At 72.1% G+C, this 25,174-nt stretch carries 26 protein-coding genes; 9 read left to right on the top strand and 17 right to left on the bottom strand.

The genetic code is table 11. The annotated features are described in order from the left end of the window. Positions 1-6 precede the first annotated feature (6 nt). The 3 genes from ACIPXM_RS04920 to ACIPXM_RS04910 are packed head-to-tail and all read right to left on the bottom strand — an operon-like array spanning position 7 to position 2,439. Entirely contained in the window at positions 7-948 is a 942-nt protein-coding gene (locus ACIPXM_RS04920) for a DUF3592 domain-containing protein (RefSeq protein ID WP_401651968.1), read from the bottom strand. Between the two features lie 38 nt (positions 949-986). Beyond that, on the bottom strand, positions 987-2,039 hold the full coding sequence (locus tag ACIPXM_RS04915; RefSeq protein ID WP_401651966.1) for a hypothetical protein: 1,053 nt from the start codon (positions 2,037-2,039) through the stop codon (positions 987-989). A gap of 4 nt (positions 2,040-2,043) precedes the next feature. Continuing rightward, a complete protein-coding gene (locus tag ACIPXM_RS04910; protein WP_401651965.1) occupies positions 2,044-2,439 on the bottom strand; it encodes a winged helix-turn-helix transcriptional regulator in 396 nt (131 codons plus the stop codon). 105 nt (positions 2,440-2,544) lie between these two features. On the opposite strand from ACIPXM_RS04910, the gene ACIPXM_RS04905 reads away from it, so the two are divergent. Next, positions 2,545-3,387: an SDR family oxidoreductase gene (locus ACIPXM_RS04905; protein ID WP_401652505.1), complete on the top strand. Its 843-nt coding sequence runs from the start codon at positions 2,545-2,547 to the stop codon at positions 3,385-3,387. Between the two features lie 18 nt (positions 3,388-3,405). Here ACIPXM_RS04905 and ACIPXM_RS04900 read toward each other — a convergent pair whose 3' ends face one another. Then, positions 3,406-3,687 carry a DUF397 domain-containing protein gene (locus ACIPXM_RS04900; protein WP_401651963.1) on the bottom strand — a complete coding sequence of 94 codons (282 nt, stop codon included), beginning with the start codon at positions 3,685-3,687 and terminating at the stop codon, positions 3,406-3,408. Then, positions 3,656-4,498: a Scr1 family TA system antitoxin-like transcriptional regulator gene (locus ACIPXM_RS04895; protein ID WP_401651961.1), complete on the bottom strand. Its 843-nt coding sequence runs from the start codon at positions 4,496-4,498 to the stop codon at positions 3,656-3,658. The genes ACIPXM_RS04900 and ACIPXM_RS04895 overlap by 32 nt, the downstream gene beginning before the upstream one ends. 219 nt (positions 4,499-4,717) lie before the next feature. On the opposite strand from ACIPXM_RS04895, the gene ACIPXM_RS04890 reads away from it, so the two are divergent. The 4 genes from ACIPXM_RS04890 (at position 4,718) to ACIPXM_RS04875 (ending at position 6,940) form a co-directional block, all read left to right on the top strand. Beyond that, positions 4,718-4,843, top strand: a complete 126-nt coding sequence (locus ACIPXM_RS04890; RefSeq protein ID WP_401651959.1) for a hypothetical protein — start codon at positions 4,718-4,720, stop codon at positions 4,841-4,843. A 255-nt stretch (positions 4,844-5,098) separates the two neighbouring features. Next, positions 5,099-6,145 carry a hypothetical protein gene (locus tag ACIPXM_RS04885; RefSeq protein ID WP_401651957.1) on the top strand — a complete coding sequence of 349 codons (1,047 nt, stop codon included), beginning with the start codon at positions 5,099-5,101 and terminating at the stop codon, positions 6,143-6,145. A 22-nt stretch (positions 6,146-6,167) separates the two neighbouring features. Beyond that, positions 6,168-6,494 (top strand): DUF1778 domain-containing protein, encoded by a 327-nt coding sequence (locus ACIPXM_RS04880; protein WP_401651955.1) that lies wholly within the window; start codon positions 6,168-6,170, stop codon positions 6,492-6,494. Beyond that, positions 6,491-6,940, top strand: a complete 450-nt coding sequence (locus ACIPXM_RS04875) for a hypothetical protein (protein WP_401651953.1) — start codon at positions 6,491-6,493, stop codon at positions 6,938-6,940. The genes ACIPXM_RS04880 and ACIPXM_RS04875 overlap by 4 nt, the downstream gene beginning before the upstream one ends. Before the next feature lie 28 nt (positions 6,941-6,968). Here ACIPXM_RS04875 and ACIPXM_RS04870 read toward each other — a convergent pair whose 3' ends face one another. Beyond that, entirely contained in the window at positions 6,969-7,352 is a 384-nt protein-coding gene (locus ACIPXM_RS04870; RefSeq protein ID WP_401651951.1) for an ArsR/SmtB family transcription factor, read from the bottom strand. A 125-nt stretch (positions 7,353-7,477) separates the two neighbouring features. Between ACIPXM_RS04870 and ACIPXM_RS04865 the strand changes: the two genes are divergently transcribed. The 3 genes from ACIPXM_RS04865 to ACIPXM_RS04855 all read left to right on the top strand — a co-directional run bounded on the left by ACIPXM_RS04865 (position 7,478) and on the right by ACIPXM_RS04855 (position 9,857). Further along, positions 7,478-8,560 carry a cation diffusion facilitator family transporter gene (locus ACIPXM_RS04865; protein ID WP_401651949.1) on the top strand — a complete coding sequence of 361 codons (1,083 nt, stop codon included), beginning with the start codon at positions 7,478-7,480 and terminating at the stop codon, positions 8,558-8,560. Between the two features lie 128 nt (positions 8,561-8,688). Continuing rightward, complete coding sequence (locus ACIPXM_RS04860) at positions 8,689-9,357, top strand: DUF998 domain-containing protein (RefSeq protein ID WP_401651947.1); 669 nt, start codon at positions 8,689-8,691, stop codon at positions 9,355-9,357. Then, the gene (locus ACIPXM_RS04855; RefSeq protein ID WP_401651945.1) at positions 9,354-9,857 is read left to right on the top strand and encodes a GNAT family N-acetyltransferase; all 504 of its coding nucleotides are present in this window, start codon (positions 9,354-9,356) and stop codon (positions 9,855-9,857) included. Before ACIPXM_RS04860 ends, ACIPXM_RS04855 begins: the two co-directional genes overlap by 4 nt. An 89-nt stretch (positions 9,858-9,946) precedes the next feature. On the opposite strand, the gene ACIPXM_RS04850 is transcribed toward ACIPXM_RS04855, so the two are convergent. The 4 genes from ACIPXM_RS04850 to ACIPXM_RS04835 form a co-directional block, all read right to left on the bottom strand. Next, positions 9,947-12,112, bottom strand: coding sequence for a hypothetical protein (locus tag ACIPXM_RS04850; protein WP_401651944.1), 2,166 nt, complete (start codon positions 12,110-12,112; stop codon positions 9,947-9,949). 269 nt (positions 12,113-12,381) lie between these two features. After that, a complete protein-coding gene (locus tag ACIPXM_RS04845) occupies positions 12,382-13,014 on the bottom strand; it encodes a DUF6113 family protein (protein WP_401651942.1) in 633 nt (210 codons plus the stop codon). Continuing rightward, entirely contained in the window at positions 13,011-13,916 is a 906-nt protein-coding gene (gene mshB / locus ACIPXM_RS04840; protein WP_401651940.1) for an N-acetyl-1-D-myo-inositol-2-amino-2-deoxy-alpha-D-glucopyranoside deacetylase, read from the bottom strand. The genes ACIPXM_RS04845 and mshB overlap by 4 nt, the downstream gene beginning before the upstream one ends. A gap of 47 nt (positions 13,917-13,963) precedes the next feature. Then, positions 13,964-14,158 (bottom strand): hypothetical protein, encoded by a 195-nt coding sequence (locus ACIPXM_RS04835; RefSeq protein WP_046911704.1) that lies wholly within the window; start codon positions 14,156-14,158, stop codon positions 13,964-13,966. Positions 14,159-14,347: 189 nt separating this feature from the next. Here ACIPXM_RS04835 and ACIPXM_RS04830 point away from each other — a divergent pair, with 189 nt between their 5' ends. After that, a complete protein-coding gene (locus ACIPXM_RS04830; protein ID WP_401651937.1) occupies positions 14,348-16,588 on the top strand; it encodes a prolyl oligopeptidase family serine peptidase in 2,241 nt (746 codons plus the stop codon). Here the strand turns inward: ACIPXM_RS04830 and ACIPXM_RS04825 are convergent, their stop codons facing one another. The 7 genes from ACIPXM_RS04825 to ACIPXM_RS04795 all read right to left on the bottom strand — a co-directional run bounded on the left by ACIPXM_RS04825 (position 16,589) and on the right by ACIPXM_RS04795 (position 25,091). Next, positions 16,589-17,998, bottom strand: coding sequence for a hypothetical protein (locus ACIPXM_RS04825; protein WP_401651935.1), 1,410 nt, complete (start codon positions 17,996-17,998; stop codon positions 16,589-16,591). A gap of 81 nt (positions 17,999-18,079) precedes the next feature. Beyond that, complete coding sequence (locus ACIPXM_RS04820; RefSeq protein ID WP_401651933.1) at positions 18,080-19,021, bottom strand: hypothetical protein; 942 nt, start codon at positions 19,019-19,021, stop codon at positions 18,080-18,082. A 215-nt stretch (positions 19,022-19,236) separates the two neighbouring features. Beyond that, positions 19,237-20,394 carry an ABC transporter ATP-binding protein gene (locus tag ACIPXM_RS04815; protein ID WP_401651931.1) on the bottom strand — a complete coding sequence of 386 codons (1,158 nt, stop codon included), beginning with the start codon at positions 20,392-20,394 and terminating at the stop codon, positions 19,237-19,239. Then, positions 20,387-21,370: an ABC transporter ATP-binding protein gene (locus tag ACIPXM_RS04810; protein WP_401651929.1), complete on the bottom strand. Its 984-nt coding sequence runs from the start codon at positions 21,368-21,370 to the stop codon at positions 20,387-20,389. Before ACIPXM_RS04810 ends, ACIPXM_RS04815 begins: the two co-directional genes overlap by 8 nt. Positions 21,371-21,374: 4 nt before the next feature. Beyond that, the gene (locus ACIPXM_RS04805; protein WP_401651927.1) at positions 21,375-22,460 is read right to left on the bottom strand and encodes an ABC transporter permease; all 1,086 of its coding nucleotides are present in this window, start codon (positions 22,458-22,460) and stop codon (positions 21,375-21,377) included. After that, positions 22,453-23,376, bottom strand: a complete 924-nt coding sequence (locus ACIPXM_RS04800) for an ABC transporter permease (RefSeq protein ID WP_401651925.1) — start codon at positions 23,374-23,376, stop codon at positions 22,453-22,455. The genes ACIPXM_RS04805 and ACIPXM_RS04800 overlap by 8 nt, the downstream gene beginning before the upstream one ends. An 89-nt stretch (positions 23,377-23,465) precedes the next feature. Next, on the bottom strand, positions 23,466-25,091 hold the full coding sequence (locus ACIPXM_RS04795; protein WP_401651923.1) for an ABC transporter substrate-binding protein: 1,626 nt from the start codon (positions 25,089-25,091) through the stop codon (positions 23,466-23,468). Positions 25,092-25,174 lie beyond the last annotated feature (83 nt).

Genomic DNA, 25,174 nt, shown 5'->3' with positions numbered 1-25,174 from the left:
CTGACCTCAGGGGCCGAGCAGAAGGATCAGGCCGGCGGCGAGCAGGCCGATGCCGATGACTGTGATCACGAACCCGAACACGGCGTCGGAGCGCCGGCCGCGCTGCTCGGCCGCCAGGTCCACGGTGAAGACCGCCGGGTCGTCCGGCGCGTAGTGGATGGCGAGTTCCCGGCCGAGGGACTTCTCCCGGTCCTTCAGGTCCTCGTCGCGGTAGGCGATGACGTCGGTCCCGTCGTGGGTGGTGAAGGCGACGACCGGGGTGTGCTGGGTGGAGGTGTCGCCGTCCGCGTCAGTGCTGGTGTGCCGGAGCACGGCGACGACCCGGCCGGGGACGGGGGGAACGGTCGTCAGGCGCCGGAGGGCGGCCTTGCGCTCGCTCAGGGACTGCGGGAGGTACGGCACGGCGAACAGGGTCCAGGGCAGGCCCGCACCGAGCAGCGCCCAGGGCCACTCCCAGGCGATGGCCGCCCAGGTGACGAGCCCCGCGTAGAGCAGGAAGACGGCCGTGGCGGGCAGGACGAGGCCCTTCCCTGGACTGACGAGGGGGTCGTTGAAGCGGAAGGCGTGCGGGAAGCCGCGCGGGTAGTGGATGCCTATCTCGCGGCCGGTCCAGGCGGTCCTGACCGGGTCGCCGCACTCGCCGTCGTTGGTGACCGTGTGCCGCTCGCCGGTGGCCGGGTCGGTGAAGGTGACGACGACGCCGATGCCGTCGCGGTGCGTACGGCCGTGCCGCACCTCGTCGACCCGCTCGATCCGTCCGGTGACGTGGACCCGGCGCTGGGCCGTGCTGAGCCCGAACGCCGAGCGCAGAAACCCGACGACCGCCACCACCACGCACAACGCGCACCAGAGCGCCACGACGTCCAGCAGGACGCCGTCCCAGCCCCAGTCCCAGCCCCAGACCGAGTCACCGCCCGAGTCCCAGCCCCAGCCCCGCTCCAGATCCATCTGTCCGTCTCCCCCTCGCGTCCTTCGCGTCCTTCGGGTCAGTGCGCCTTGACGCGGCGGACGACCTCGCCCTTGCCGTCGGCTTCGAGCAGCGCCGTGCCACCGGCGCCGGTGACGCTCACCCGGACGGTCACGGAGCCGGTCAGCTTCTCGGCGGTGACCTGCCATTCCTGCGGGGCCCGCACCCCGAGGTCGGTGGTGGCCTCGGTGATCAGACCGGGGATGCGGTCGAACGGCAGCGTGCGCACGTCGAACCCCGGGGCGCCGGAGGCCGCGGGCACATAGGTGAGGACCCGTTCCTTCACGATGACGGTGAGGACCTGGCGGGTGTCCGTGTGCTGCACGAGCGAGTCGACGGCCCGGCGCAGTTCGCCGGGGTCGCGGAAGGACTGCCCGGCGCCGATGGTGACGGTGCCCGCGCCCGTGACGACCACCGTCGAGGACGAGGACGAGGTCACGGTGGGCGTGGGGCCCGCCTCGGCGGCCTCCGGCCCGAACAGCTCGCCCCGGAGCGGCACGACCACACAGGCCGCCCCGAGCAGCAGCCCGACCGCGCCGAGCACGCAGGCGGCTCCGTCCCGGTCGGGCGGCGCGGTGACCCGTACCGCACCCGGCACAGCGTCGAGCCGCGCCTCGGCGATCCGCTCCGCCCACGCGGGTGTCGGCCGCCGCACGATTCGCGCCCGCCAGGGCTCGCCGGGCGGGTAGCGGACGGCGACGACGCCTCCGGGCCGGTGGTCGGGCAGGTCGACGGCGTCGATGTCCTGCCGCACCTCGACCCGGAAGGCGGCCCCGACCCCGTCGTCGGGTACGACCTCCAGGTGGAACTCCACCGGCACGTCACTGGACTTGTCGGTCGAGTGCTCCGGCACCGACCGCGCGTCGATCCGCGCGAGCGCGACGACCGGCACCGTCTCCAGCTCGCGCCGCCGCCCGGGCGCCGTGGCGAGGCGGTGGGCCACCCCGTACCCGAGCGGCAGCAGCAGCCCGCCGACGAACAGCGGCACGCTCTCCACGATCACACCGACGACGAGCGCGGCCAGCGCCGCGCCGGCCACCCCGCCGGTGAGAAAGCCCCCCGTGCCCTTCACCCCGTCACCCCGTACCTCTCCGTGGCCCCGGGCGTACGCCGTCCAGCGACAGCTGCCGGGTGATCCGGTCGAACAGCTCCTGCAAGGGCTCGCCGAGGTTGCGGCCGAAGTCCGTGAGTCCGTACGTGACTTGCGGTGGTGTCGTCGGCTCGACCTTGCGCCAGACCAGGCGGTCCGCGACGAGCGCGCGCAGGGTCTGGGAGAGCATCTTCTCGCTGATCCCCTGGATGCTCTCGCGCAGTTCGAAGAACCGAAGGTCGTTGCTCCGCAAGGAGATCAGCACCCAGATCCCCCATCTGCTGGTCACGTGGTCGACCATGTCGCGCGCCGGGCAGTCCGTGTGAAACACGTCATACCGCGCGTCGGTGCCGGTCGGTGTGAGCTGCGAGCCGTCCGCCATGTCCGGAGCTTACCTCCAGGTAGGTCCTTACGGAAGGTAAGCCCGTCTCCTAGCGTCGATGACATGCGGCCCCAACAGGCGGCCCTTGATGAGGAGTTGATGGACATGATCGTGGTGACCGGTGCGACCGGCAACGTCGGCCGACCGCTCGCGCGGACCCTCGCCGAGGCGGGCCGGAAGGTGACGACGGTGTCCCGCCACGCGGCCGCGGCCCCCGAGGGCGGCCGTCATCTGGTGGCCGACCTGACCGACCCGGCGGCCCTCGAACCCGCCCTGGCGGGAGCGGAGGCGCTGTTCCTGCTGCTGTCCGGCGACATGCACGCGCCGGGCGCGCAGGGCCCCGCCGGGATCATCGACCGCGCGGTGGCGAGCGGCGTCCGCCGGATCGTCCTGCTGTCCTCGCAGGGCGTCTCGACCCGGCCGTACGGCACGACCCGGATCGCGGTCCGCGCGGTGGAGGACGCGGTACGGGAGGCCGCGCCGGAATGGGCGATCGTCCGGCCCGGCGGCTTCGCCTCGAACGCCCTGTGGTGGGCCGAGTCGATCCGTACGAGCGGCCTCGTCGCCGCCCCGTTCGGTGACACCGGCGTCCCGGTCGTCGACCCCGACGACATCGCGGCCGTCGCCGCGGCCTGCCTGCTCGACGACCGGCACGTCGGTGGCGTCTACGAGCTGACCGGTCCCGAGGTCATCACCCCGCGCGGCCAGACGGCGGCGATCGCCGCCGCGCTGGGCACGCCGGTACGGTTCCACGAACTCACCCGCGCCGAGGCGCTGGCCGGCATGACCCAGGTCATGCCGGAACAGGTCGCCAACGACACCCTCGACATCCTCGGCGCCCCGACCCCGGCCGAGCTGGCGGTCAGCCCGGACGTGGAACGGGTCCTGGGGCGCGCGCCGAGGGCCTTCGCGGAGTGGGCGACGAGGAACGTGGCCGCGTTCCGCTGAGCGGCTGTCGCTGCCGGACTACTTCACGCCGTCGACGAAGGCGGACCAGGCGGCGGCGGTGAAGACGAGGGCGGGGCCGTGGGGGTTCTTGGAGTCACGGACGGGGACGCAGGCGGGGCAGGCGTCGTTGACTTCGAGGCATTCGCCGCTGTCGCCGCCGCTGTAGGACGACTTCCGCCAGGAGGCGAACGCCTCGCTGATCTCGATGCAGTCGCCGCTGTTCCCGCCGCTGTAGGAGGACTTGCGCCAGGCGGGGAGGACAGAGGCGTCAGGGACGCTCATCTTGTTGCCGTGCTGCATGCTCGTATTCCTCCGCGACGGATCTGATCAGAGCCAGCGACCCGCGATGGGACAGCGCGTCGCCCAAGGCATGATCGTAGGCCAGCTGGCAGTCCCGGACCACGTCCGGATTCTCCCAGACACGGCCCGACTTGAGCCCTTCGGTGTACGCGATCGGCGGCTGGTCCGCGAACCACATCAGCTTGACTTCGCCCTCTATCAGCGCGTGATAGCCGACCGAGAACGGCAGGACATGCACCCGGATACGGCGGCTCTCGCCAAGAGCCACGATGTGCCGCAACTGCTCGCACATCACCGACGGGCCGCCGACCGGCCGCCGTATGACGGCCTCGTCCAGCAGCACCCACACCACCGGGGAGTCGAAGTCCTCCAGGATCTGGGCGCGCTCCAGTCGTGTGACGAGCAGCTGGTCACGTTCCTCGTCGCTCTTCGGCGTGGAACCCGAGTTCAGCACCTCGGCGGCGTACGCGGCCGTCTGGAGGATGCCCGGGACGACCTTCGGGGCGTACTCCCTGATGACGATCGCCTCGCCCTCGAACTCCAGGGCCTCCGCGAAGTGCTCGGCGACGGCCTTGCCGTCCAGGGTCGGCAGGAACCGCTGGAAGAACTCCCCCGCCTTCAGCTCACGATCCAGCCGCTTGGCGTCGTCCGGCGACGGGCGTCTCCTCCCTGCCTCCATATGTGCGAGGTGCGAGCGCGAGATGATCGTCAGCTCGCTGAGCTGGTCCTGCGTCAGGCCGGCCGCCTCTCTTCGGCGGCGCAGCTCCTCGCCGTATTCCTTCCGGGTAACCGGGTTGTCCTCGATCGCCATCGGCGACCTCCCCACGAGCGCTGATGTGCCGTTCGCGATGTCACGCGTGTCCCCCTGTCGAGGCTAGCGCCGGGCGCGTCACTGTGTGACGGAAACAACACACACAGCGAAAGGCGCATGATGGCGACCCCTCACGGACCCGGCAGTTTCGTCGCTCACACGGGGACCGACGTGTACGGCCCGGGCAAGGTCCTCGGAGTGGAGGGAGAGCACCGGCGGGTGCGCTTCGTGTATTTCGTGGCCACGATCAAGGCGACCGATCTGCGGGTGGCGACGACGAGCGAGACGGCTCAGGTGAAGGAGTGGCTGCGGGCGAAGCAGCAGCGGTACGGCGGCGAGTGGTGATGATGACGTTGCGGGTGTCCCGTGACGGGGGCCGGACCTGGTCGAAGACCAGGGTGTTCCGGCCCCGGCGGGGAGGGGTGCAGATCGAATCGATTCTGCGGTTCCCGCCGTGCCGATGCCCCCGTTGTTTCATCACTTCGAGTGAGCATATGACCACGGAACGTGCGATACGGTGAGCGAAAAGCGGCCCCCGAGCTGGGTGCAACCAGCAGCGAGGGCCTTCACTACGAGTGCTTACACGAAGGAGCACCCGGAATGCTTCGGCATGTTATCGCGCCCGAACGCGCCTTTTCCCAGACGCCGCACGAGATTCTGCGCCACGACGAGCTCAACTCCGATGCGGTCCGCATCTTGTGCTTGCAGTTGGCGCTGCCCGCGAACGCCAACGAGTCGCTGTGGAAGACCGCCCAGAAGGTCGGCATCGGCAAGTGCGCGTTCCTGTGCGCCAAGCGGCTGTTGAAGAAGACCGGCTTCGTCCACGAGTGGCGGGAGCAGGGGGCGCGCGGGCGGTGGGCAACCCAGCAGCTTGTCTCGAGCGTGGCGTTGACCGCGGAACAGGCTTCACTCGTACGGGCAGGCGGAGGAGCGGGACGCGTACAGGTACCGCCGGCTCCCCCCGTACCCGAGCCGGAGCCTGAGCCCGAACCGGAGTTTGAACCGGAGTTTGAACCGGAGTTTGAACCGGAGCCGGAGCCAGAGTCGGAGCCGGAGGTGGAGGTCGCTCCTCCGGCCCCTCCGGCTCCTCCGGCGTCTCCGACGGACGGGTTTCCGGCCGCCGGTGAGCCGACCGGTCGGGCCGTCGGTCGTCATCCAAAAGCCAACACCTTCGGTAACACTTCCAACCATCCCCCGGAGGCCCGGCAGCTGCTGGACTCACTGACCGCGCTCGACCGCAGGCTGAACGTGCCGCGCGGCATGCTGCCGGAGCTGACCGGCCTGGTGGCAGGATGGCTGGCGGCGGGGCACCTGCCCGAAGGCGTACGGGCGGCCGTCAGCCGCTGCCTCCCCGGCCGCAGCACGCCCATCCCCCGCCCCGGCGGCCTGCTGCGCTACATCCTCCGCGAGGTGCCCCCGGTCCCCGTCGCACCCCCGCCGCCCCGGGTGTCCACCCTCCGCGAATGCGAGGGCTCAGGACACACCCAACCGCTGCTGTTCCGGCCCCTGGCGGACGAATCCCTCTGCCCGGACTGCCGCAGCGAGCCCCAGCCGCCGCCGTCGCCTGAGCCGCCGGGCCTCTGGCCCTTCTGGGGCGGCCCGGCCATGGCCAGGGCTGCCCTCCGACAAGGAGCGAACCATGCGTAATACGGCGTGTTACGTTGATGACATGGCCAAGACGCGCATCTCCATCAGCCTCAAGCCGGAAGACGCCGAGCTGATCCGCAAGGTCGCCGCGGAGCATGGCCTGGACGTGTCCGCCTTTCTTGTGAGGGCCGCCCACGCGGAGGCCGAGCGACTGGCTGAGGTGGCTGCCGCCTTTGCCAGGATCGATGCCCGCATCGCGGCCGTCGAGGCCGAGGCCGAGGCCCTGGAGTGGCCGCCTCAGGAAGATCTCGACCCGGCCGAGGTCGCTCGCGTCGAAGCCGAGATCGCAGCGGCCGAGGCACGCTCGGAGAGCCGCCGCCGCGCCCGTCGCTCAGGAGCAACGGCATGAACCTCTCATGTGCCACCTGCCCTGACGTGAGCACCCTGGGCAATGTCGTCTACGACGCGGGAATGCTCATCGCGTTGGCCACACCCAAGCCCGGCCTCGCCCTTGTCCGGCACAACCGCCACCGCACGAAGGGGCTGCCGGTCGTCCCCGCTCCCGTTGTGGCCCAGGCGTGGCGGCGCGGCGCCAGTCAGGTGCACCTCGCCCGCTCGCTCAAGGACTGCGCCGTCATCTGCTGCTACACCGAGTCCGAGTGGCGGCGCGTGGGAGAGCTCATCGGGGAGGCCGGTCTTCCGTCGAAGAAGCGCCCTGACCCGGTGGACGGGCTCGTTGCGCTCACCGCGGTGCAGATCCGCGCCAACGTCATCGCCACATCCGACCCCGGCGACATCCAGGCTTACTTGGACGTGCTGACCGGCGGCGACGCGGTCGTGCCGCTCAGGGTCTGACCCGGCCGCACCGAGGTACCCGGCGCGCCTAGGCCGTGGCCGGGGCCGCCGTCGCCGGGGGTGTGTCGCGCAGGCCCATGCGCAGGTGCTCGACGTGGAACAGGGCCTGGTCGAGGAGTTGGGCGACGTGGTGGTCGTACAGCGAGTAGACGATCGAGCGGCCCTGCCGCTCGCCCGCCACCAGGCCGAGGTTGCGCAGCAGGCGGAGCTGGTGCGAGCAGGCCGAAGGTTCCATCTCGACGGCCTCGGCGAGTGCCGTGACGGCGCACGGGCCTTCCTGGAGGCGGGCGAGGATCCGCAGCCGGGACGGGGTGGCCAGGGCCTGGAGCGTGGCGGCCACGTCGTCGGTGCCCACGGCGTCGAGGCGTTCGCGGGTGGTGGCGCGTCGTCCGCCGTCGAGTTCGTGGCCCATGGCGCCCATGATACCGATGACACTTGAAGACCTGTTCATATGTTCCTGTATGGTGAGGTGGTCGGACCGGCCGTCACGGTCCGGCCTGCCCGTGCTGCCCTGTCCGCCTCCCGGAAGGCCCTGCCGTGCGCACCCACGACCATCACCACGATCACGATCACGATCACGGCCATCACGCTCATGACCACGAGCACGACCATGGCCACGACCACGGTCGTTCGCCGTGGGCGCGGCTGTGGCACGAGGTCACCCACCTCTTCACGCCGCACAGCCACGAGGCCGCCGACAAGGTCGACTCCGCGATGGAGACCTCCCGCGAGGGGATGCGCACCCTGTGGCTGTCGCTCGTCGCCCTCGGCGTCACGACGGTCATACAGGCGGCCGTGGTCGCGCTGTCCGGGTCCGTGGCACTGCTCGGCGACACCATCCACAACGCCGCCGACGCGCTGACCGCCCTCCCCCTCGGGATCGCGTTCGTGCTCGGGCGCCGCGCCGCGAACCGGCGCTACACCTACGGCTACGGCCGCGCCGAGGACCTCGCGGGCATCGCCATCGTGGTGACCATCGCCGCGTCCTCCGCGCTGGCCGCCTGGACCGCGATCGACCGGCTCCTCAACCCGCGCGAGATCACCCACCTGTGGGCGGTGGCCGCGGCGGCCGTGGTCGGGTTCATCGGCAACGAATGGGTCGCCCGCCACCGCATCCGCACCGGCCGCAGGATCGGCTCCGCCGCGCTCGTCGCCGACGGCCTGCACGCCCGTACCGACGGCTTCACCTCGCTCGCCGTGCTGCTCGGCGCGGGCGGGGCGGCCGTCGGGTGGCGGTACGCGGACCCGATCGTCGGGCTGCTCATCACCCTCGCCATCCTCGCCGTGCTGCGCGACGCGGCCCGTGAGGTCTACCGGCGCCTGATGGACTCCGTCGACCCCGCCCTCGTCGACAAGGCCGAGCACGCGCTGCGCGCCGTGGACGGGGTGCGCGACCTCGGGCAGGTGCGGATGCGGTGGATCGGGCACGCCCTGCGCGCCGAGGCCGACATCGTCGTCGACCCGCACCTGACCGTCGTGCAGGCCCACGAACTCGCCGTCGCCGCCGAGCACGCCCTCATCCACTCCGTGCCCCGGCTGACCGCCGCGACCGTCCACACGGACCACACCGGCAGCCCCGCCCAGCACGCGGTGCTGGCCCACCACGGGGCGGCGGCCTGACGCCCCGTGCGGCGCTGGGGTACGCCCCACCCCGGTCCGGGGGTTGCTCGGAGCGACCAGGACCCGTCCGCCGTGATCGGCTGGGTCGCACGGAAAGTCGCACGGAAACACGTGACGGGGGTGGGCAGTTGAAGGCCAGAATCGGGTACGCGGCCTGGGTGCTGGGTGTGGTGCAGTTCTTCGTGGTGCAGGTGGTCGTCGGGAGCGCGTGGGCGGCGACGCCGTACAGCTGGATGGACAACAACATCAGCGACCTGGGGAACGCGCTCTGCGCGACCCAGTCGGAGCCGGAGCCGCGCTACATCTGCTCGCCGCGGCACGACCTGATGAACTTCTCGTTCGTCGCGCTCGGCGTCCTGCTCGTCGTCGGCGTCGTCCTGACCGGGCGCGCGCTGTGGCGGCGCGGTGCGGGCGCCGGGATCGCGCGGGGGCTGCTCGCCGCCGCCGGGGTGGGCTTCGCGCTCGCCGGGCTCGCGCCCGCCGACGTCGACGAGAACCAGCACGTCCTGGGCGCGCTGCTCATCATGGCGCTCGGCAACATCGGCCTCGTCGCCGCCGGGTTCGCCCTCACCGACACCGTCCCGGCGGCGCTGCGGCGGGCGGCGGGCGTGCTCGGGGTGGTGGCGTTCGCGGCCCTCGCGCTGTTCCTGTCGCGCACCTACCTGGGGCTCGGCATGGGCGGCATGGAGCGCGTCGCCGCGTTCCCGCTGCTCCTGTGGGCCGGGGCCGTCGGCGCGTACGGGCTGCGCGGGGCGGCCACCGCGAGGGCGGAGGCGTACGGCAGGGTGAGGCCATGAACGCGTACCCGCCCATGCCCTGCCACCTGGAGACCGAGCGACTGATCCTGCGGCCGTGGGCCGAATCGGACGCCCCCGTCTTCTGCGAACTCCTCGCCGAACGCGGCAAGGGGAAGCCGCCCGTCGACCGGATCCGGAACGCGATCGTGGAGTTCCTGGCCGGTACGGAGACCTCCGGCATCGCGCTGCTGCCGATCGTGCGCCGCGAGGAGGGCGACTTCATCGGCTACTGCGGCCTCATCACCGGCCGTACCGATCTCGACGAGCCCGAGATCGCGTTCGAGCTGTTCCAGCACGCCCACGGGCGCGGCTACGCCACCGAGGCGGCGCTCGCCGTGCTCGACGCGGCCGCCGCGACCGGGCGGGAACGTCTCTGGTCGACGGTGGGGACGTGGAACGCGCCGTCCCTGCGGGTCATGGAGAAGCTGGGGTTCACCCGGGACCGGGTGACCGAGGAGGAGGGCGCCGGGGAGGTCGCCTGGTTCACGCGGGTGTTGTAGCGGGCCCGCCCCTCGGGCACGAGAAAGCCCCGTCGGGCCGGAGGTCCCCCGGTCCGACGGGGCTTTCGCGTGCGCGAGCGGAGAAGGGATCAGCCGTTGCCGGACAGATCGATCGTCTTCGTCCGCTCCGCCTTCGTCTTGCCGCGCAGCGCGTCGCGCATCACGAACGCCACGTCGTCCGCGCCCACCTCGTGCTTGGAGCCGTCCGCCTTGGTGATCATGATGCCGGCGAAGACGCCGTCCAGGAGGTCCGTGATGGCCTCCTTGTTGTAGACCTCGACCAGCCGGCCGTCGACGGCCTTCATGGACAGGATCTTCGGCAGCGAGCGGCCGGGACCGAAGTCGATCTTCTTGCCGCCCGCCTTGATGGTGATGTTCGCCGACATCGCGGGCTCGGCGAACTCCTCCATCGCCCGCTCCAGTTCGTCCTTCGTGACGCTGGGCTGGCGCGTGACGACCGGCAGCTCGATCGCGTTCGGACGGCCGGTCTCGACCTGGGCGCGGTACGCGTCCTTGACGGCGATCATCGCGCGCTGGACGTCGACGCCCTTGCCCGCCTTGCCCTCGACCGGGGTCACCTTGTTCGGCGCGAACAGGATCGTGCCGTCGGTGGCCGAACCGCTGGCACCCGCCAGGTCCGTCAGGGCGACCGCCAGCTTCTCCTCGTCGACCGGGAACACCGGCTTCGCGACCCGCTGGCCGCCCATCAGGGAGCCGATGACCGACACCGGGTTGTAGTCGTTGCCCGCCGCCGCGCGCACGGTCTCCTGGGCGTCCAGGGCGAGGCCCGCCTTGTCCGGGGCGAGTTCGGCCTTCTTGCCGCCGATGTCGAGCTGGAGCGGCGCGTGGGCGCGCTTGCCGAGGGCCGCGTCCAGCTTGGCGACGGCCTCGTCCTTCGTGCCGCCGCCGATGTCGACGCCGAGCACCGTCGTGCCCTTGGGCACGTCGGAGTGGTTCATGAGCAGCCCGGCGCCGTAGGCGACACCGGCCAGGACGACCACGCCGACGCCGACGAGGACCAGCTTGGAGCGGCCCTTCTTCTTCGCCTTCTTCGCGGCGGGCGCGGGCTTCGGGGCAGGCTTGGGCGCGGGCGCCTGGGCCTGCCGCGCGTGCTGGTCCTGACGGTCCGGGATGCGGGGCGTCAGGTCCGGGCCGGGCCCGGTGCCGTGGCCGCCGCCGGGGCCCGCCGGGACCACGGGCATGCCGCTGGTCACGGTGTTGCCGGAGACGTGTCCCTGGTCCTGGCCGCCGAACGGGCCCGCCGCGGGCGCGGGCGGCTGCGGCGTCAGGATCGCCGTGTCGTCCGACATGCGCGGCGGCTCGGCGCGGCGCGGGGCGACGCCGAGGGCGCGGTCCGGGCCGACGACCGGGCTGCTGCCGGTGACCGAGGTGGTGGGTCCGACGGGCGAACCGGTGGCGTCGACGATCGGGTGGCCGCCGGGCGGGGTGTGCGCCGGGCCGTTGTCGTAGCCCGGGTTGCCGTGGGCCGGGTTGCCGTGACCGGGGTTGCCGTGGGCCGGGTTGGCGCCGAAGGCGTTGCCGTAGGTGTCACGGCCGTCGTAGCCGGGGCGGTCGTAGCCGGGGCCGCCGTCGTCGTACAGCGGGTTGCCGACGCCCTGGCCATCGCCCGGGGCCTGGCCCTGGGCCTGGCCCGAGGGGGCGTAGCCGTCGTCGTACACCGGGGTACCGGCGGCCGGGGTGTGGCCGGGGCCCGCGTCGTACATCGGGGTGCCGCCGGGCGGGGTGTGGCCCGCGCCGGTCAGCGGGGTCACGATCGGCATGCTCTGGGTGGTGCTGCCCACGGTCGGCACGCCGCCGGACGCGGAGCCCGCGAAGCCGGGCGTCGGGGCGGCCGGGGCGGGCGCCGCAGCGGTCTGCGGCGCGGGCGCCACCGGGGGCGCGGCGGGCGCGGGCGCCGGGGCGGCCTTGCGCGGGGCGAACCAGTCGCTCGCCTTCTCCTCCACCGGGGCGGGCGCGGGCGGCGCCACCGGCTCGGGTTCCGGCACGGGGGCCGGTACGGGCGCGGGCGCGGGTGCCTCGGCGGCGGCGGGCCGTTCGGCCGTGGCCGCCCGGTCGGCGGCCGGGACCTCGAAGCCGCCGCCCTGGGTGTCACCGACCGGCTTGCGGACGACGACGGGCGGAATCGGCCGCGAACCCGGGATGTTGATCCGGATCCGGGTGGTCAGCGTGGTCTCGGTCTTGGGCTCCTCCGGGGCCTTCGCGGCCTCCGGAGCGGGCTCCTGACCGCCCCGCACACCGTACGGCGGAGTGCCCGAGGGGTAGGCGGCCCCGCCGCGCCCCTGGGCGCCGGAGGACGAACTGTCAGTCTCTCGACCAGTTTCACGACTCAAAGCAGGATCTCCCGGTTGGCTCCGCCGCCCGCTGTTGCTGATGCTCGCGGTGATCCGGGCGGACGACGGCGCCACCACCATACTGGCCGCCGCCCACCCGCACCGGCCCCGGCGTGGATCCGCCAGGGGCGCGGGGGGTGAAGTCAAGACGATCTCGCGTCAACTCGGCCTGTTCACAGCCCCGGCCGGGCCGGCCGGCCCATCGTGGCGCACATCACAGCCGCCGCCATTCCGCCGAACAGGAAGACGAGCTCGCCGACGCCGCCGCCGAACAGGCCGTCACCCTCCGGGCGCCCGAAGCTCAGCAGCACGATGGCGACCAGCCAGCCGCCGCCCGCCGCCGCGACGCCGACCTGGTTGCCGGTGGCCCGGCGGCCGCCGTAGAAGACGGCGACCGTGCCGAGCAGCGCGAGCAGCAGACCGAGCGGGAACCAGGCCGCCTGGACGAGCGAACCGGCCGTGCCGACGACCGCGCCGAGGACGAACAGGACGCCGTACCAGACATAGCGGGCGGTGGCGGAGAGGGAGGCGGGACCGGCCGCGTGGGAGCTTCCGCCGGAGGTACCGCCGGAGGTACCGGTGGAGGTACCGGTGGAGGTACCGGTGGAGGTACCGGTGGAGGTACCGGTGGAGGTACCGGTGGGGGTGGCACCGCGCGGCGTCGCGCTGACGCGCGGCGACTTGGCGGCGCCGGAGCCCTTCGGGACCGTGCCGGGGCCGTCGCCAGTGCCCTTGCCGGTGCCCTTGCCGGAGGCCTTGCCGGAGGAATCCGAGGAGCCGGAGGCGCGGCTGCGGGAGGTGCTCATGCCGAGGTCACCCCCGCGAACAGGTCGGTCTCGCGTACGCCCTCGGGAGCGCCGGAGACGCCCTGGACCAGCTCGTAGTACTCGTCGGTCTGGATCGGCTGGGCGAGGTCGTTGGAGAGCGCGAAGAAGGGGCCGTCGACGGCCACCTGGGTGACGTGGGCGGCCATCGCGGCGCGCTTGCGGGCGGCGACGCTGTCGTCGTCGAGCGGGCCGCCCGCGATGACGGTGGTGATCCGGTCCTCGTCGACCACGCCGGGCACGTCGCCGACGACGGCGTCGCCGGGGAACACGGAGCCCTCGGCGGCGAGCCGGGCGAAGCCCGCCTCGATCACCGGCCGGGGCACCCGGTTCCAGTAGATCTTGTCGACGGCGTGGGCCGGTCCGAGGTCGGGGCGGTAGCCGGGGTCGGCGGCCAGCTCGGCGGCGCGCATGGCGACCCGGTGGGCCTGGATGTGGTCGGGGTGGCCGTAGCCGCCGTCGGGGTCGTACGTGACGAGCACCTGCGGGCGGGTCTCCCGGATCACCTCGACGAGGTACGGGGCGGCCTCGTCGACCGGAGTGGCCCAGAAGGCGCCGGGGCGGGCGTTCTGCGGGACGCCCATCATCCCGGAGTCGCGGAACCGGCCGGGGCCGCCGAGGAAGCGGTGGTCGGTGACGCCCAGCTCCTTCATGGCCGCGGCGAGTTCGCCGACCCGGTGGGCGCCGAGCCGGTCCTCGCGGTCGGGCGCGAGATGGGCGAGCCCGGGCGGGATGACCTCGCCCTCCTCGCCCAGGGTGCAGGTCACGAGGGTGACCAGGGCACCCTCGGCCGCGTACCTGGCCATGGTGGCGCCGTTGTTGATCGACTCGTCGTCCGGGTGCGCGTGCACCAGGAGCAGACGACGGGCTGGGAGAGCGGTCATGGCCCCACCCTACGAGGCGGGGCCCGCACCGCGGCGTCGGCCCGGCGTCAGAACTTGAGGCCGCCGATCATGCTCGCCACGTTGGTGGTGAGGGTGCTGATCGAGGGGGCGATGGACGAGCTCGCCAGGTAGAAGCCGAGCAGCGCGCAGATCGCCGCGTGGCCGGCTTTCAGTCCGGATTTCCGGATCAGAAGGAAGACGACGATCGCCAGCAGCACCACCACCGAGATCGAGAGTGCCACGGCGGTTCACCTCCACACTTCTTCAGTCGGACGTTCGGTCGGATGTTCGGGATGAACGGTCGGACGTTCGCTTGGCATGTGCCATGAGGATGCATACCCACCTAGCGCTACGGATCATAACTATCCGTGCGATCGCATCGATCGGTGTACGGAGGCATGAGGGGGCGCACGGACGCTAGTTTCGGTCACATGACTTCGCCTCATGAACAGCCGTCCCACGCACCGCGGTCGACGGCTTCGGAGCAGCCCGCTCCGGTCTCCTTCCCCCGGCAGTACGCGCGGACACAGCGGTTCACCCTCGGCGCGCCCCGTGGCTTCACCGTGGCCCCTGACGGCTCCCGGGTGGTGTTCCTGCGCTCGGGCGGCCCCACCGACCGCGCGCACCGGCTGTGGGTGCTCGACCTCGACGGGCCCGGGGGCCCCGACGCCCCGGTGGAACGGCTCGCGGCGGACCCGGCGGTGCTGCTCGACGGCGCCGCCGAGGAACTGTCGGCCGAGGAGCGGGCCCGGCGCGAGCGCAGCCGGGAGGGCTCGGCGGGGATCGTCGGGTACGCGACGGACGCGGCGGTCGAGTGGGCCGCGTTCGCGCTGTCCGGACGCCTGTTCGTGGCGGAGCTGCGGGCGGGCACCGCGCGCGAACTGCCGGTGCCGGGTCCGGTGGTCGACCCGCGCCCCTCGCCGGACGGGCGCCTGGTGGCGTACGCGGCGGGCGGGGCGCTGCGGGTGACCGGCGCGGACGAGGCCGCCGCCTTCCCCGACCGGGCGGTGGCCGCGCCCTACGCGGACGAGGCGGTGGCGGGGGTCACGTACGGGCTCGCCGAGTTCGTGGCCGCGGAGGAGATGGACCGGGCCAGGGGCTTCTGGTGGGCGCCGGGCTCCGACCGGCTGCTCGTCGCCCGGGTCGACGAGAGCCCGGTGGAGCGCTGGTGGATCGCCGATCCCGCGCACCCCGGCCGCGAGCCGCAGCGGGTCGCCTACCCGGCCGCGGGGACGGCGAACGCGGACGTCCGGCTCTTCGTCGTGGATCTGTCCGGAAATCGCACCGAGGTCTTGTGGGACCGGGCCTCTTTCCCCTATCTGGCCCGGGTGCACTGGTCGGCGGCGGGCGCGCCGCTGCTCCTGGTGCAGGCGCGGGACCAGCGGAGCACCGCGTACCTCTCGGTCGACCCCGGGACGGGCGACACGAAGACCCTGCTGGTCGAACGGGATCCGGTGTGGGTCGAGTTGTTCCCCGGCGTGCCCGTGTGGACGCCGGACGGGCGGCTCGTGCGGCTGAGCGACGCGAGCGGGGCGCGGGCGCTCGTGGTCGGCGAGCGGGTCCTCACGGACGCCGGACTGCACGTACGGGCCGTGCTCGACGTCGGTCCCGAAGATGTCTTGATTTCGGCGTCGGCCGGTGCGGCGGCGGAGGCGTCCGGGGCTCCCGAGACGGGCGAGATCCACGTCTACCGGGTCGGGCACCTGCCCGACGCCGTCGGCGGCGCCGTCCGGGTGTCCACCGAACCGGGCGTGCACGGTGCGGTCCGCTCGGGCGCCGTGACGGTGCTCTCGTCGGCGCGTACGGACGTGCCGGGCAGCCGGGTGCGGGTGCTGAGCGACAGCGGACAGGTCGCCGAGGTCGGCTCGTACGCGGAGCGGCCCTCGCTCGCCGCCGACGTCCGGCTCGTCGAGGCGGGCGAGCGGCGGATCCCCTGCGCCGTGCTGCTGCCCTCCACCTGGCGGGACGGCGACGGGCCGCTGCCGGTGCTGCTCGACCCGTACGGCGGTCCGCACGGTCAGCGGGTGCTCGCCGCGCACAACCCGTATCTGACCTCGCGGTGGTTCGCCGAGCAGGGCTTCGCGGTGGTGGTCGCCGACGGGCGCGGGATGCCGGGCCGCTCCCCCGCCTGGGAGAAGGCCGTCGCAGGGGACCTCACCCTCGCCCTGGAGGACCAGGTCGCGGCGCTGCACGCGCTGGCCGAGGACTTCCCGCTCGACCTCGGCCGGGTGGCGATCCGCGGCTGGTCCTTCGGCGGCTACCTGGCCGCGATGGCGGCGCTGCGGCGCCCCGATGTGTTCCACGCGGCGGTGGTGGGCGCGCCGGTGACGGACTGGCGGCTCTACGACACCCACTACACCGAGCGCTATCTCGGCCTGCCGGACGCCGCGCCCGGTGTCTACGCGGCCAATTCGTTGGTCGACGCGGGCGGTCTGACCGGGGCCGTCGCCCCGGCCCGCCCGATGATGCTGGTGCACGGCCTCGCCGACGACAACGTGGTGATGGCCCACACCCTGCGTCTCTCCTCCGCCCTCCTGGCGGCGGGCCGCCCGCACGAGGTGCTGCCGCTGTCGGGTGTGACCCACATGACCCCGCAGGAGCAGGTCGCGGAGAACCTGCTCCTGCTCCAGGTCGACTTCCTGCGGCGGTCGCTGGGGCTGGGGCGGAGCTAGCTACTCGTCGCCGGAGTCGTCGCCCGAATCGTCGCCCGAATCGTCGCCCGAATCGTCGGAGTCGCCGCCGTCGCGATCGTGCTCGATCATCTGGCGGACCTGGCGGTCGTCGTCGTCCTGGCGGTCGGAGGAGTCGTCCCTGTCCTGACGGTCCGAGGAATCGTCGCGGTCCTGACGGTCCTCGCCCCGGTCGTCGTCGTCCTGGCGGTCGGAGGAGTCGTCCCTGTCCTGACGGTCGGACGACTCCTCGCGGCCCTCACGGTCCGAGGAATCATCGCTGTCCTGACGGTCCCCTCCTCGGTCGTTGTCGTCCGAGGACGACTCCCCCGGGTCCGTGTCCTGTCGACCGTCCTCGCCGTCGCGGCCGGAGCCGGGCGCGGTCTCTTCCCGGTCCTCGGCGTCGACGTCGGATCGGTCGGCGTCGGAGTCGCCGTCCCGGTCGGTCGCGTCCCGCGAGGGCTCGTCCTCCGTGGGCTCCTCCTCCGTGGGCTCGTCCCGCGAGGGCCGGTCGGTGTCCTGGTCCCGGCCCTGCGAACCGGCGTCCGTGTCCGTGTCGGTGTCCGTGTCGGTGCCGGTGCCGGACACATCCTCGGAGCCGCTGTCCGGCCGCTCGCCCGGGCCGCTCTCGGGCTCGTCGCCCGAGCCATCGCCGGACCCACCGCCGGGCTCGTCACCCGAACCCTGCCCCGTACCGTCACCGGAGCCATCCCCGGACCCGTCACCGGACCCATCGCCCGAGCCATTGCCCGACCCGTCACCGGCGTCGTCACCCGAACCCTGCCCCGTACCGTCACCGGAGCCATTCCCCGAGCCGTCACCGGACCCGCCGCCCGGACCCTCACCCGAGCCACTTCCCGTACCGTCACCGCCGCCGCCACCCCCGCCCGCGGCCGCACCCGCCGCCGCGGCGGCAGCGGCTGCCGCTGCCGCCGCTCCGCCGGCCACCGCCGCGCCCGCGGCCGCCTCGATGCCGGGGGCCGCCGGGTTGACCACGTCGGCGTCACCGCCGCGCGGGCCGTTCTGGGACTCGTTCTGGGTCTCGTTCTCGGCGTCGGCGCGCGGGCCGGTCTCGGGCGAGCGGGGTTCGGCCGGCGAGTCGCCCGGTGCTTCGCCCCGCTCCTCGCCCCTCGGCTCGGAGCCGGTGCTCTCCTCCGCCGGGCGTTCGACCGTGGCCGGGGCCGTCTCGGCGGGGTTGACGATCTGCCCCGAGGAGGGTGCCTCGTTGGTCGCGTCCGGGAGTTCCGGCCGGGAGCTCGTGGTCAGCTCGGCGTCGTCGTGGTGGGGCCTGATGCGGTCGTCCAGTGGACGGACGGGGTCCGCGGCCTGGGCGGGTGCCGCGCTCAGGGCCAGGGCGGCGACGACGGAGACGACGGCATGTGCGGAGAGCAGGAGCCTACGGCGCAATGTCATGTCCGCACCATAGACAACTCCCTTAACTTCAGGGCCTGTTCGAAGCGAACAGCACGGAACGGCACAGCCGTCTCGTGAGCCTCACCAGCCCGGCGGGCGACGGACCGGCGGGGCCGGGGGCAGGGCCGCGATCGGGTGGTGGGGGATGCGGCGGGCGCGGGCCGGGCGGCCGAGGAGGAGCAGGATCGCGAGGCCCGCCGCGAGGGTGAGGCAGCAGCCGATGTCGTAGGCGGTGGCGTACACGTCGTACTCGGGCACATAGGTGTGCCACTCGTCGCGCAGCGCCGCCGCCGTGCCCGCCGTGCCCGCGCCGACGAGCAGCAGGCCCGCGGTCAGGCCGAGCGGGCGGGCGTGCCGGGCGCGGGCGAACAGGCCGCCCGCGGCGGCAAGGAGGGCCACCACCAGCACCGTGTCGTACCAGCCGGGCGGCACGGCGAGCGCGGGCAGCAGCAGGGAGCGGCCGCCGGTGAAGCGGCCGAGGGTGTACTCGGGGGGCATGAGGGAGGCCCAGCGGATCTCCCAGGCCGCCCACAGCAGGGCCGCGGCCGCGCATAACGCCCCCGCCGCGCAGGCCGGTCCGGTACGGGGCCGGTCGGGGCCCGGCAGGTCGCCGGGGACGGCGTCGCGCCGTCCGGCGGCGGCGGTGATGACCAGGGCGGCGCCGAGGCCGAGCGCGAGCAGTGTGGTGGCGAGCGCCTCGACCCCGGCGGCCCACAGGCCGGGGAGCCGGAGGGCGAGGGTGGTGAGGCCGGTGACGGCGAGTGCAGGACCGGCCAGCGGTGAGCGCAGCGCGACGACGGCGGTGGTGACGTAGGCCGCGAGCAGCAGCGGGTCGACGAGGGTCGTGGTGGCGGCGGGCGCGAGCCGGAAGCCGTGGTCCCCGGCCCAGTACCAGAGCAGTTCGGCGGTCGGGCCGAACGCGGCGAGGTCGCGCACCAGCCAGACGACGATGACGAGGGCGAGCGCGGCGCACAGGGCGGCGCCGGTGAGACGTGCCGTTCGTGTCACAGTCACGAGGCGCATACTCACGGTCGCGATGGGCCGAAACAAGCGGTTCCGCATATGCGGGAAGCTCATGCGTCAAGTCGGGCTCAGGACAGGGCGGAAAGGGCCGAAAACGCGGGCGGCCGGGCGGGGCGGCATGGCACCCCGACCGGCCTACGGCACCCGCACGGCCGTACGCCGTACAGCGTGTGCCGTCCGTATATCGGACCGAAGTCCGTCGCGTTGCCGCCGCGTTAAGGCTCGTCCGGGGTGTCGTCCGCCGGACCTGCCTCGCGGTCCTCCGGGGCGGCCTCGGGCTTCTTCTCGATCACGGGCCCGGGCACCCCGCCACCGCCACCGCCCCCGCCCCCGTTCCCGTTCCCGTTCTCCGGCGGCACCACCTGCTTCTCCTCCGCGAAGTGGCACGCCGAGTCGTGCTTCGCCGGAGTGTTCGTCAGCCGGAACTCCGCCGGCACCGCGAGCAGCGGCACCTCAAGGGCGCAGCGCTCCTGCGCCTTCCAGCAGCGGGTGCGGAAGCGGCAGCCGGACGGCACGTTCGCCGGGGAGGGCACGTCCCCGGCCAGGATGATCCGCTCGCGGTGCTCGCGCGCGTCCGGGTCGGGGACCGGGACGGCGGAGAGCAGCGCCTGGGTGTAGGGGTGGGTGGGGTGGTCGTAGATCTCCGCGTCGGAGCCGATCTCCACGATCCGGCCGAGGTACATGACGCCGACCCGGTCCGAGATGTGCCGCACGATCGACAGGTCGTGCGCGATGAACACGTACGACAGCTTGAACTCGTTCTGCAGCCGTTCGAGCAGGTTGACCACCTGCGCCTGGACGGAGACGTCGAGCGCCGAGACCGGCTCGTCCGCGACGATGATCTCGGGCTGGAGGGCCAGGCCGCGGGCGATGCCGATGCGCTGGCGCTGGCCGCCGGAGAACTGGTGCGGATAGCGGTTGATGTACTCGGGGTTGAGGCCGACGACGTCGAGCAGGTCCTGCACCTTGCGGCGCCGGTCGCCCTTCGGGGCCACCTCGGGGTGGATCTCGTACGGCTCGCCGATGATGTCGCCGACCGTCATCCGCGGGTTCAGCGAGGTGTACGGGTCCTGGAACACCATCTGGATGTTGCGGCGCACCGCCTTCAGGGCGCGCTGCGACAGCTTGGTGATGTCCTCGCCCTTGTACGAGATGGAGCCCGCGGTCGGGCGCTCCAGGTTGACCAGCATCTTCGCGACCGTCGACTTGCCGCAGCCGGACTCGCCGACGATGCCGAGGGTCTCGCCCTGGGCGAGGTCGAAGTCGACGCCGTCGACCGCCTTGACCGCGCCGACCTGCTTCTTGAAGAGGATGCCCTGGGTGAGCGGGTAGTGCTTGACCAGGTCGCGGACCTGGAGGATCGGCTCAGCCATGGATCGTCTCCTTCCAGAAGTGGCAGGCGCTGGAGCGCGGTACGGGCGACTCGGTGACCTCGTACAGTGGTGGCACGTCCGTGCGGCACACGTCCTGGGCGAGCGGGCAGCGCGGGTTGAAGGCGCAGCCGGGCGGGATGGCGAGCAGGTTGGGCGGCAGGCCCTTGATCGCGTACAGCTCCTGGCCCTTCTGGTCCAGGCGCGGGATGGAGTCGAGCAGGCCGCGGGTGTAGGGGTGGGCGGGGGCCTTGTAGATCTCGTGCACGGGGGCCTGTTCGACGATCCGTCCGGCGTACATGACGGCGATCTTGTCGGCGACGTCGGCGACCACGCCGAGGTCGTGGGTGATGAGGATGAGGCCCATGTTGAGTTCGCGCTGGAGTTCCGCGAGCAGGTCCATGACCTGGGCCTGGACGGTGACGTCGAGGGCGGTGGTGGGCTCGTCGGCGATGATCAGCTCGGGTTCGAGGGCGAGCGCCATGGCGATCATGATGCGCTGGCGCATGCCGCCGGAGAACTGGTGCGGGTACTGGCCGACGCGTTCCTTGGCGGCCGGGATGCGGACCCGGTCCATGAGTTCGACGGCCTTGGCGCGGGAGTCCTTCTTCGACATCCCCTTGTGGACGATGACCATCTCGCTGAGCTGGTCGCCGACGCTGAGCACCGGGTTGAGGGAGGACAGCGCGTCCTGGAAGACCATGGCCATCTTGGCGCCGCGGACCTTGCGCCGCTCCTCCTCCTTGAGCTTCAGGAGGTCCTGGCCCTGGAAGATGATCTCGCCGCCGCTGATCTTGCCGGGCGGGATGTCGAGGATGCCCATGACGGCCTGGGCGGTCACCGACTTGCCGGAGCCCGACTCGCCGAGCACGGCGAGGGTCTCGCCCGCGTCGACGGAGTAGTTGACGCCGTTGACCGCCTTGGCCACCCCGTCCCGGGTGTGGAACTCCACGTGCAGGTCGCGCACTTCGAGCAGCATGGCCCTACCTCAGCTTCGGGTCGAGGGCGTCGCGCACCGCGTCGCCGAGCATGATGAAGGCGAGCACCGTGACGGCGAGCGCGCCGGCGGGCCAGAGCAGCATGTGCGGGGCGTTGCGGATGTACTGCGAGGCCGAGGAGATGTCGATGCCCCAGGAGACGGTCGGCGGCTTCAGGCCGACGCCGAGGTACGACAGGGTCGCCTCCAGGGCGATGTAGGTGCCGAGCGCGATGGTCGCGACGACGATCACCGGGGCGATCGCGTTGGGCGCGATGTGGCGCAGCAGCATCCGGGAGTTGGAGGCGCCGAGGGCGCGGGCCGCCTGCACGTAGTCGTTCTGTTTGGCGGTGATGACGGAGCCGCGGGCGATCCGGGAGAGCTGGGGCCAGCCGAGCAGCACCATGAAGCCGATCACCGGCCAGACGGTGGCGCTGGTGACCACGGACAGCAGCACCAGGCCGCCGAGGACGACGGGGATGGCGAAGAAGACGTCGGTGATCCGGGACAGGATGCCGTCCCAGGTGCCGCCGAAGAAGCCGGCGAGGCCGCCGAGGATGCTGCCGAGGATCGCGACGCCGAGGGTGGCGAGCAGGCCGACGGTGACGGAGGTGCGGGCGCCGTACACGGTGCGGGTGTAGACGTCGCAGCCCTGGCCGTTGAAGCCGAAGGGGTGTCCCGGCTGGGAGCCCTCCTGCGCCTTGGCCAGGTCGCAGTCGAGCGGGTCGCCGGAGGCGATCAGGGACGGCCAGATGGAGATGACGACCAGGAACAGGATGACGAGCGCCGAGACGATGAAGATCGGGTTGCGGCGCAGGTCGTGCCAGGCGTCGGACCACAGGGAGCGTGGCTTGCGGTCGGCGGCGGCCCCGTCGGGTCCGGTGCCGTCGGGGCCGCCGGACGGTCCGCCCGGGACCTTCTCCAGGCTCTCCGCCTCGGCGGTGGCGAGATCGGCCGCGCCGCCCGCGCCGGTGGGGGCGATGGCCCGGCCCGCCTCGTACGACTCAAGCGGCTCGGGCCGCTGGGGCTGCTCGGGCCGGTGGGGCTGCTGGGGCCGGTGCGGCTGCTCAGGCTGCTGCGGCTGCTCAGGCATAGCGAATCCTCGGGTCAAGGACGGCGTACAGGAGGTCGACCAGCAGGTTGGCGATCAGGAACACCAGGACGAGGACCGTCACGAAGCCGACCACGGTCTGGGTGTTCTGCCGCACGATGCCCTGGTAGAGCTGGTAGCCCACGCCATGGATGTTGAAGATCCGTTCGGTGACGATGGCGCCGCCCATCAGCGCGCCGACGTCGGCGCCGATGAAGGTGACCACCGGGATCAGGCTGTTGCGCAGCAGGTGCCGGGTGATCACCCGGCGGCGCGGCAGGCCCTTGGCGACGGCGGTGCGGACGTAGTCGGCGCGCTTGTTCTCGGCGATCGAGGTGCGGGTGAGCCGGGTGACGTAGGCGAGCGAGACGGAGGCGAGGACGAGGCCGGGGACGATGAGTTCGTCGAAGGGGGCCTCGGGCGACACCGCCGGTTTGATCCAGCCCCACTTCACGCCGAGCAGCAGCTGGATCAGCAGGCCGGTGACGAAGGTGGGGACGGAGAGGACGACCAGGGTGAGCAGGAGCACCGTGGTGTCGACGGGGCGGCCGCGGCGCAGGCCGGTGAGGACGCCGAGGGTGATGCCGATGACGACCTCGAAGATGATGGCGACGATGGTCAGCCGGATGGTGACGGGGAAGGCGCTGCCCATCAGTTCGGTGACCGGCTGGCCGTTGAAGGCGGTGCCGAAGTCGCCGGTGAAGACGTTGCCCATGTAGGTCAGGTATTGCTGCCAGACGGGCTTGTCGAGGCCGAACTCCTTCTTCAGCTGGGCGGCGGTCGCGGGGTCGCACTGGCGGTCGCCGCACAGTCCCGCGATGGGGTCGCCCATCACGTTCACCATCAGGAAGATCAGCAGCGTCGCGCCGAAGAAGACCGGGATCATCTGCAGCAGCCGCCGGATCACATATCGACCCATGTCAGGCTCCGGGGGTTTCGAGGAAAGGCGTACGGCCCGGCACGCGGGTCCGCGGGCCGGGCCGTACGCCTCGCCGACCTGCTACGGCGTCACTTGACCTTGATCTGGTCGTAGACGGGGACGCTGAACGGGTTGAGGGTCACGTTCTCGACCCGGTCCGAGTAGCCGGCGCTGCCGTTCTGGTACCAGAGCGGGATGGCTCCCATGTCGTCGCGGAGGACGCCCTCGGCCTGCTGGAAGAGTTCGACGGCCTTCTTGGTGTCGGACTCGGCGTTGGCCTGGTTCACCAGCTTGTCGAACTCCGGGCTGGTGTACTTGCCGTCGTTGGACGAGGCGTTGGTGTAGTACAGCGGCTGCAGGAAGTTCTGGATCAGCGGGTAGTCCATCTGCCAGCCCGCCCGGAAGGGTCCGGCGAGCTTCTGCGCGGTGACCTGGTTGCGGTAGTCGGCGAAGGTGCCGACCGGGTTGCCGACGCAGGCGTTGTTGTTGCCGAGCGCGCGGTTGATGGAGTTGCAGACGGCGTCCACCCACTCCTTGTGGGAGCCGGTGTCGGCGTTGTACGAGATCTTCAGGGTGCCGCCGGGGATGCCGCCGCCCTCGGCGACCAGCTTCTTCGCCTCGGTGGGGTTGTACTCGCAGGCGTCGCCGCAGATCTCCTTGTAGCCGCCGTCGGCGCCGAGCACCGGGGAGGTCCAGTCCTTGGCGGGGGTGCGGGTCTTCTGGAAGATCGTGTCGGTGATCTGCTGGCGGTCGATGGCCATCGACAGGCCCTTGCGCAGCTTCTCCTGGCCGGGCTTGTTGAACTCCGGGTTGTAGAACGGCCAGGCGAGGGTCTGGATGATGCCGGCGGGGGTGTTGATGTAGCGGTCGCCGAGGTCGGCGGAGACGTTCTTGAGCTGCGAGGCGGGCACGTCGTCGACGAGGTCGAGGTTGCCGGCGGTCAGGTCGGTGTAGGCGGTGTTGTTGTCCGTGTACACCTTGAGCGTGATGCCGCCGTTCTGCGCCTTGTCCGGGCCCGCGTAGGTGTCCCAGCGCTTCAGGATCATCTGGGAGCCCTTGGAGTACGAGTCCACGGTGTACGGGCCGTTGCCGACGGGCTTGGACAGCCAGCCCGCGTGGTCGCTGTAGAACGCCTTCGGCAGCGGCGAGAAGGCCGCGTAGCCGAGGGTGTCGGGGAACGTGGAGAACTTCTGCGTCAGCTTGACGGTGAAGGTCTTCTCGTCGACGACCTTGAGGCCGCTCATGGTGGCGGCGGTGGCGTCGCCCTTCTCCGGGTGGACCTTGTCGTAGCCCTCGATGTAGCCGAAGAAGTAGGCGTTCTTCTGGTTGTTCTTCAGGTGGGCGCCGTAGTTCCAGGCGTCGACGTAGGACTGGGCGGTCACCTTCTCGCCGTTGGAGAAGGTCCAGCCGTCCTTGAGGGTGATGGTGAAGTTGGTCGAGTCCGAGGTCTCGATCTTCTCGGCCATCATGTCCTTGGCCTCGCCGGTCTTCGGGTCGTACTGCTTGAGACCCCGGAAGATCATGGACAGCACCTTGCCGCCCTGCACCTCGTTGGTGTTCGACGGTTCGAGCGGGTTCTGCGGGTCACCCCACGAGGAGGTCACGACGCCGTCCGCGCCCCCGCCACCGCTGTCACCGCCACCGCCGCATGCGGTCGCCGCGAGGGCGACTGCGGTGGCCAGTGCGGCCCACTTGGCGTGCGTGGCTCCGCGCATGGAGTGCCTCCTGATGTACTGGTCCTCGGTCCTCAATGTGACTTAGGCCCCAATATCACCCGGTTTGGTAGCGAGTGCACTTT

Source organism: Streptomyces sp. NPDC090025 (assembly GCF_044748125.1).
In the GTDB taxonomy this organism is placed as follows: domain Bacteria; phylum Actinomycetota; class Actinomycetes; order Streptomycetales; family Streptomycetaceae; genus Streptomyces.
Note: the sequence above shows the minus strand (reverse complement) of the source record. Positions and strands in the feature narration are given on the sequence as shown.

What these genes read in the sequence shown, in the direction of transcription:
- ACIPXM_RS04920 (WP_401651968.1), bottom strand. Translation starts at nt 948, where the DNA reads ATGGATCTGGAGCGGGGCTGGGGCTGGGACTCGGGCGGTGACTCGGTC.
- ACIPXM_RS04910 (WP_401651965.1), bottom strand. Translation starts at nt 2,439, where the DNA reads ATGGCGGACGGCTCGCAGCTCACACCGACCGGCACCGACGCGCGGTAT.
- ACIPXM_RS04905 (WP_401652505.1), top strand. Translation starts at nt 2,545, where the DNA reads ATGATCGTGGTGACCGGTGCGACCGGCAACGTCGGCCGACCGCTCGCG.
- ACIPXM_RS04900 (WP_401651963.1), bottom strand. Translation starts at nt 3,687, where the DNA reads ATGCAGCACGGCAACAAGATGAGCGTCCCTGACGCCTCTGTCCTCCCC.
- ACIPXM_RS04895 (WP_401651961.1), bottom strand. Translation starts at nt 4,498, where the DNA reads ATGGCGATCGAGGACAACCCGGTTACCCGGAAGGAATACGGCGAGGAG.
- ACIPXM_RS04885 (WP_401651957.1), top strand. Translation starts at nt 5,099, where the DNA reads ATGCTTCGGCATGTTATCGCGCCCGAACGCGCCTTTTCCCAGACGCCG.
- ACIPXM_RS04880 (WP_401651955.1), top strand. Translation starts at nt 6,168, where the DNA reads ATGGCCAAGACGCGCATCTCCATCAGCCTCAAGCCGGAAGACGCCGAG.
- ACIPXM_RS04875 (WP_401651953.1), top strand. Translation starts at nt 6,491, where the DNA reads ATGAACCTCTCATGTGCCACCTGCCCTGACGTGAGCACCCTGGGCAAT.
- ACIPXM_RS04870 (WP_401651951.1), bottom strand. Translation starts at nt 7,352, where the DNA reads ATGGGCCACGAACTCGACGGCGGACGACGCGCCACCACCCGCGAACGC.
- ACIPXM_RS04855 (WP_401651945.1), top strand. Translation starts at nt 9,354, where the DNA reads ATGAACGCGTACCCGCCCATGCCCTGCCACCTGGAGACCGAGCGACTG.
- ACIPXM_RS04845 (WP_401651942.1), bottom strand. Translation starts at nt 13,014, where the DNA reads ATGAGCACCTCCCGCAGCCGCGCCTCCGGCTCCTCGGATTCCTCCGGC.
- mshB (WP_401651940.1), bottom strand. Translation starts at nt 13,916, where the DNA reads ATGACCGCTCTCCCAGCCCGTCGTCTGCTCCTGGTGCACGCGCACCCG.
- ACIPXM_RS04830 (WP_401651937.1), top strand. Translation starts at nt 14,348, where the DNA reads ATGACTTCGCCTCATGAACAGCCGTCCCACGCACCGCGGTCGACGGCT.
- ACIPXM_RS04825 (WP_401651935.1), bottom strand. Translation starts at nt 17,998, where the DNA reads ATGACATTGCGCCGTAGGCTCCTGCTCTCCGCACATGCCGTCGTCTCC.
- ACIPXM_RS04820 (WP_401651933.1), bottom strand. Translation starts at nt 19,021, where the DNA reads ATGCGCCTCGTGACTGTGACACGAACGGCACGTCTCACCGGCGCCGCC.
- ACIPXM_RS04815 (WP_401651931.1), bottom strand. Translation starts at nt 20,394, where the DNA reads ATGGCTGAGCCGATCCTCCAGGTCCGCGACCTGGTCAAGCACTACCCG.
- ACIPXM_RS04810 (WP_401651929.1), bottom strand. Translation starts at nt 21,370, where the DNA reads ATGCTGCTCGAAGTGCGCGACCTGCACGTGGAGTTCCACACCCGGGAC.
- ACIPXM_RS04805 (WP_401651927.1), bottom strand. Translation starts at nt 22,460, where the DNA reads ATGCCTGAGCAGCCGCAGCAGCCTGAGCAGCCGCACCGGCCCCAGCAG.
- ACIPXM_RS04800 (WP_401651925.1), bottom strand. Translation starts at nt 23,376, where the DNA reads ATGGGTCGATATGTGATCCGGCGGCTGCTGCAGATGATCCCGGTCTTC.
- ACIPXM_RS04795 (WP_401651923.1), bottom strand. Translation starts at nt 25,091, where the DNA reads ATGCGCGGAGCCACGCACGCCAAGTGGGCCGCACTGGCCACCGCAGTC.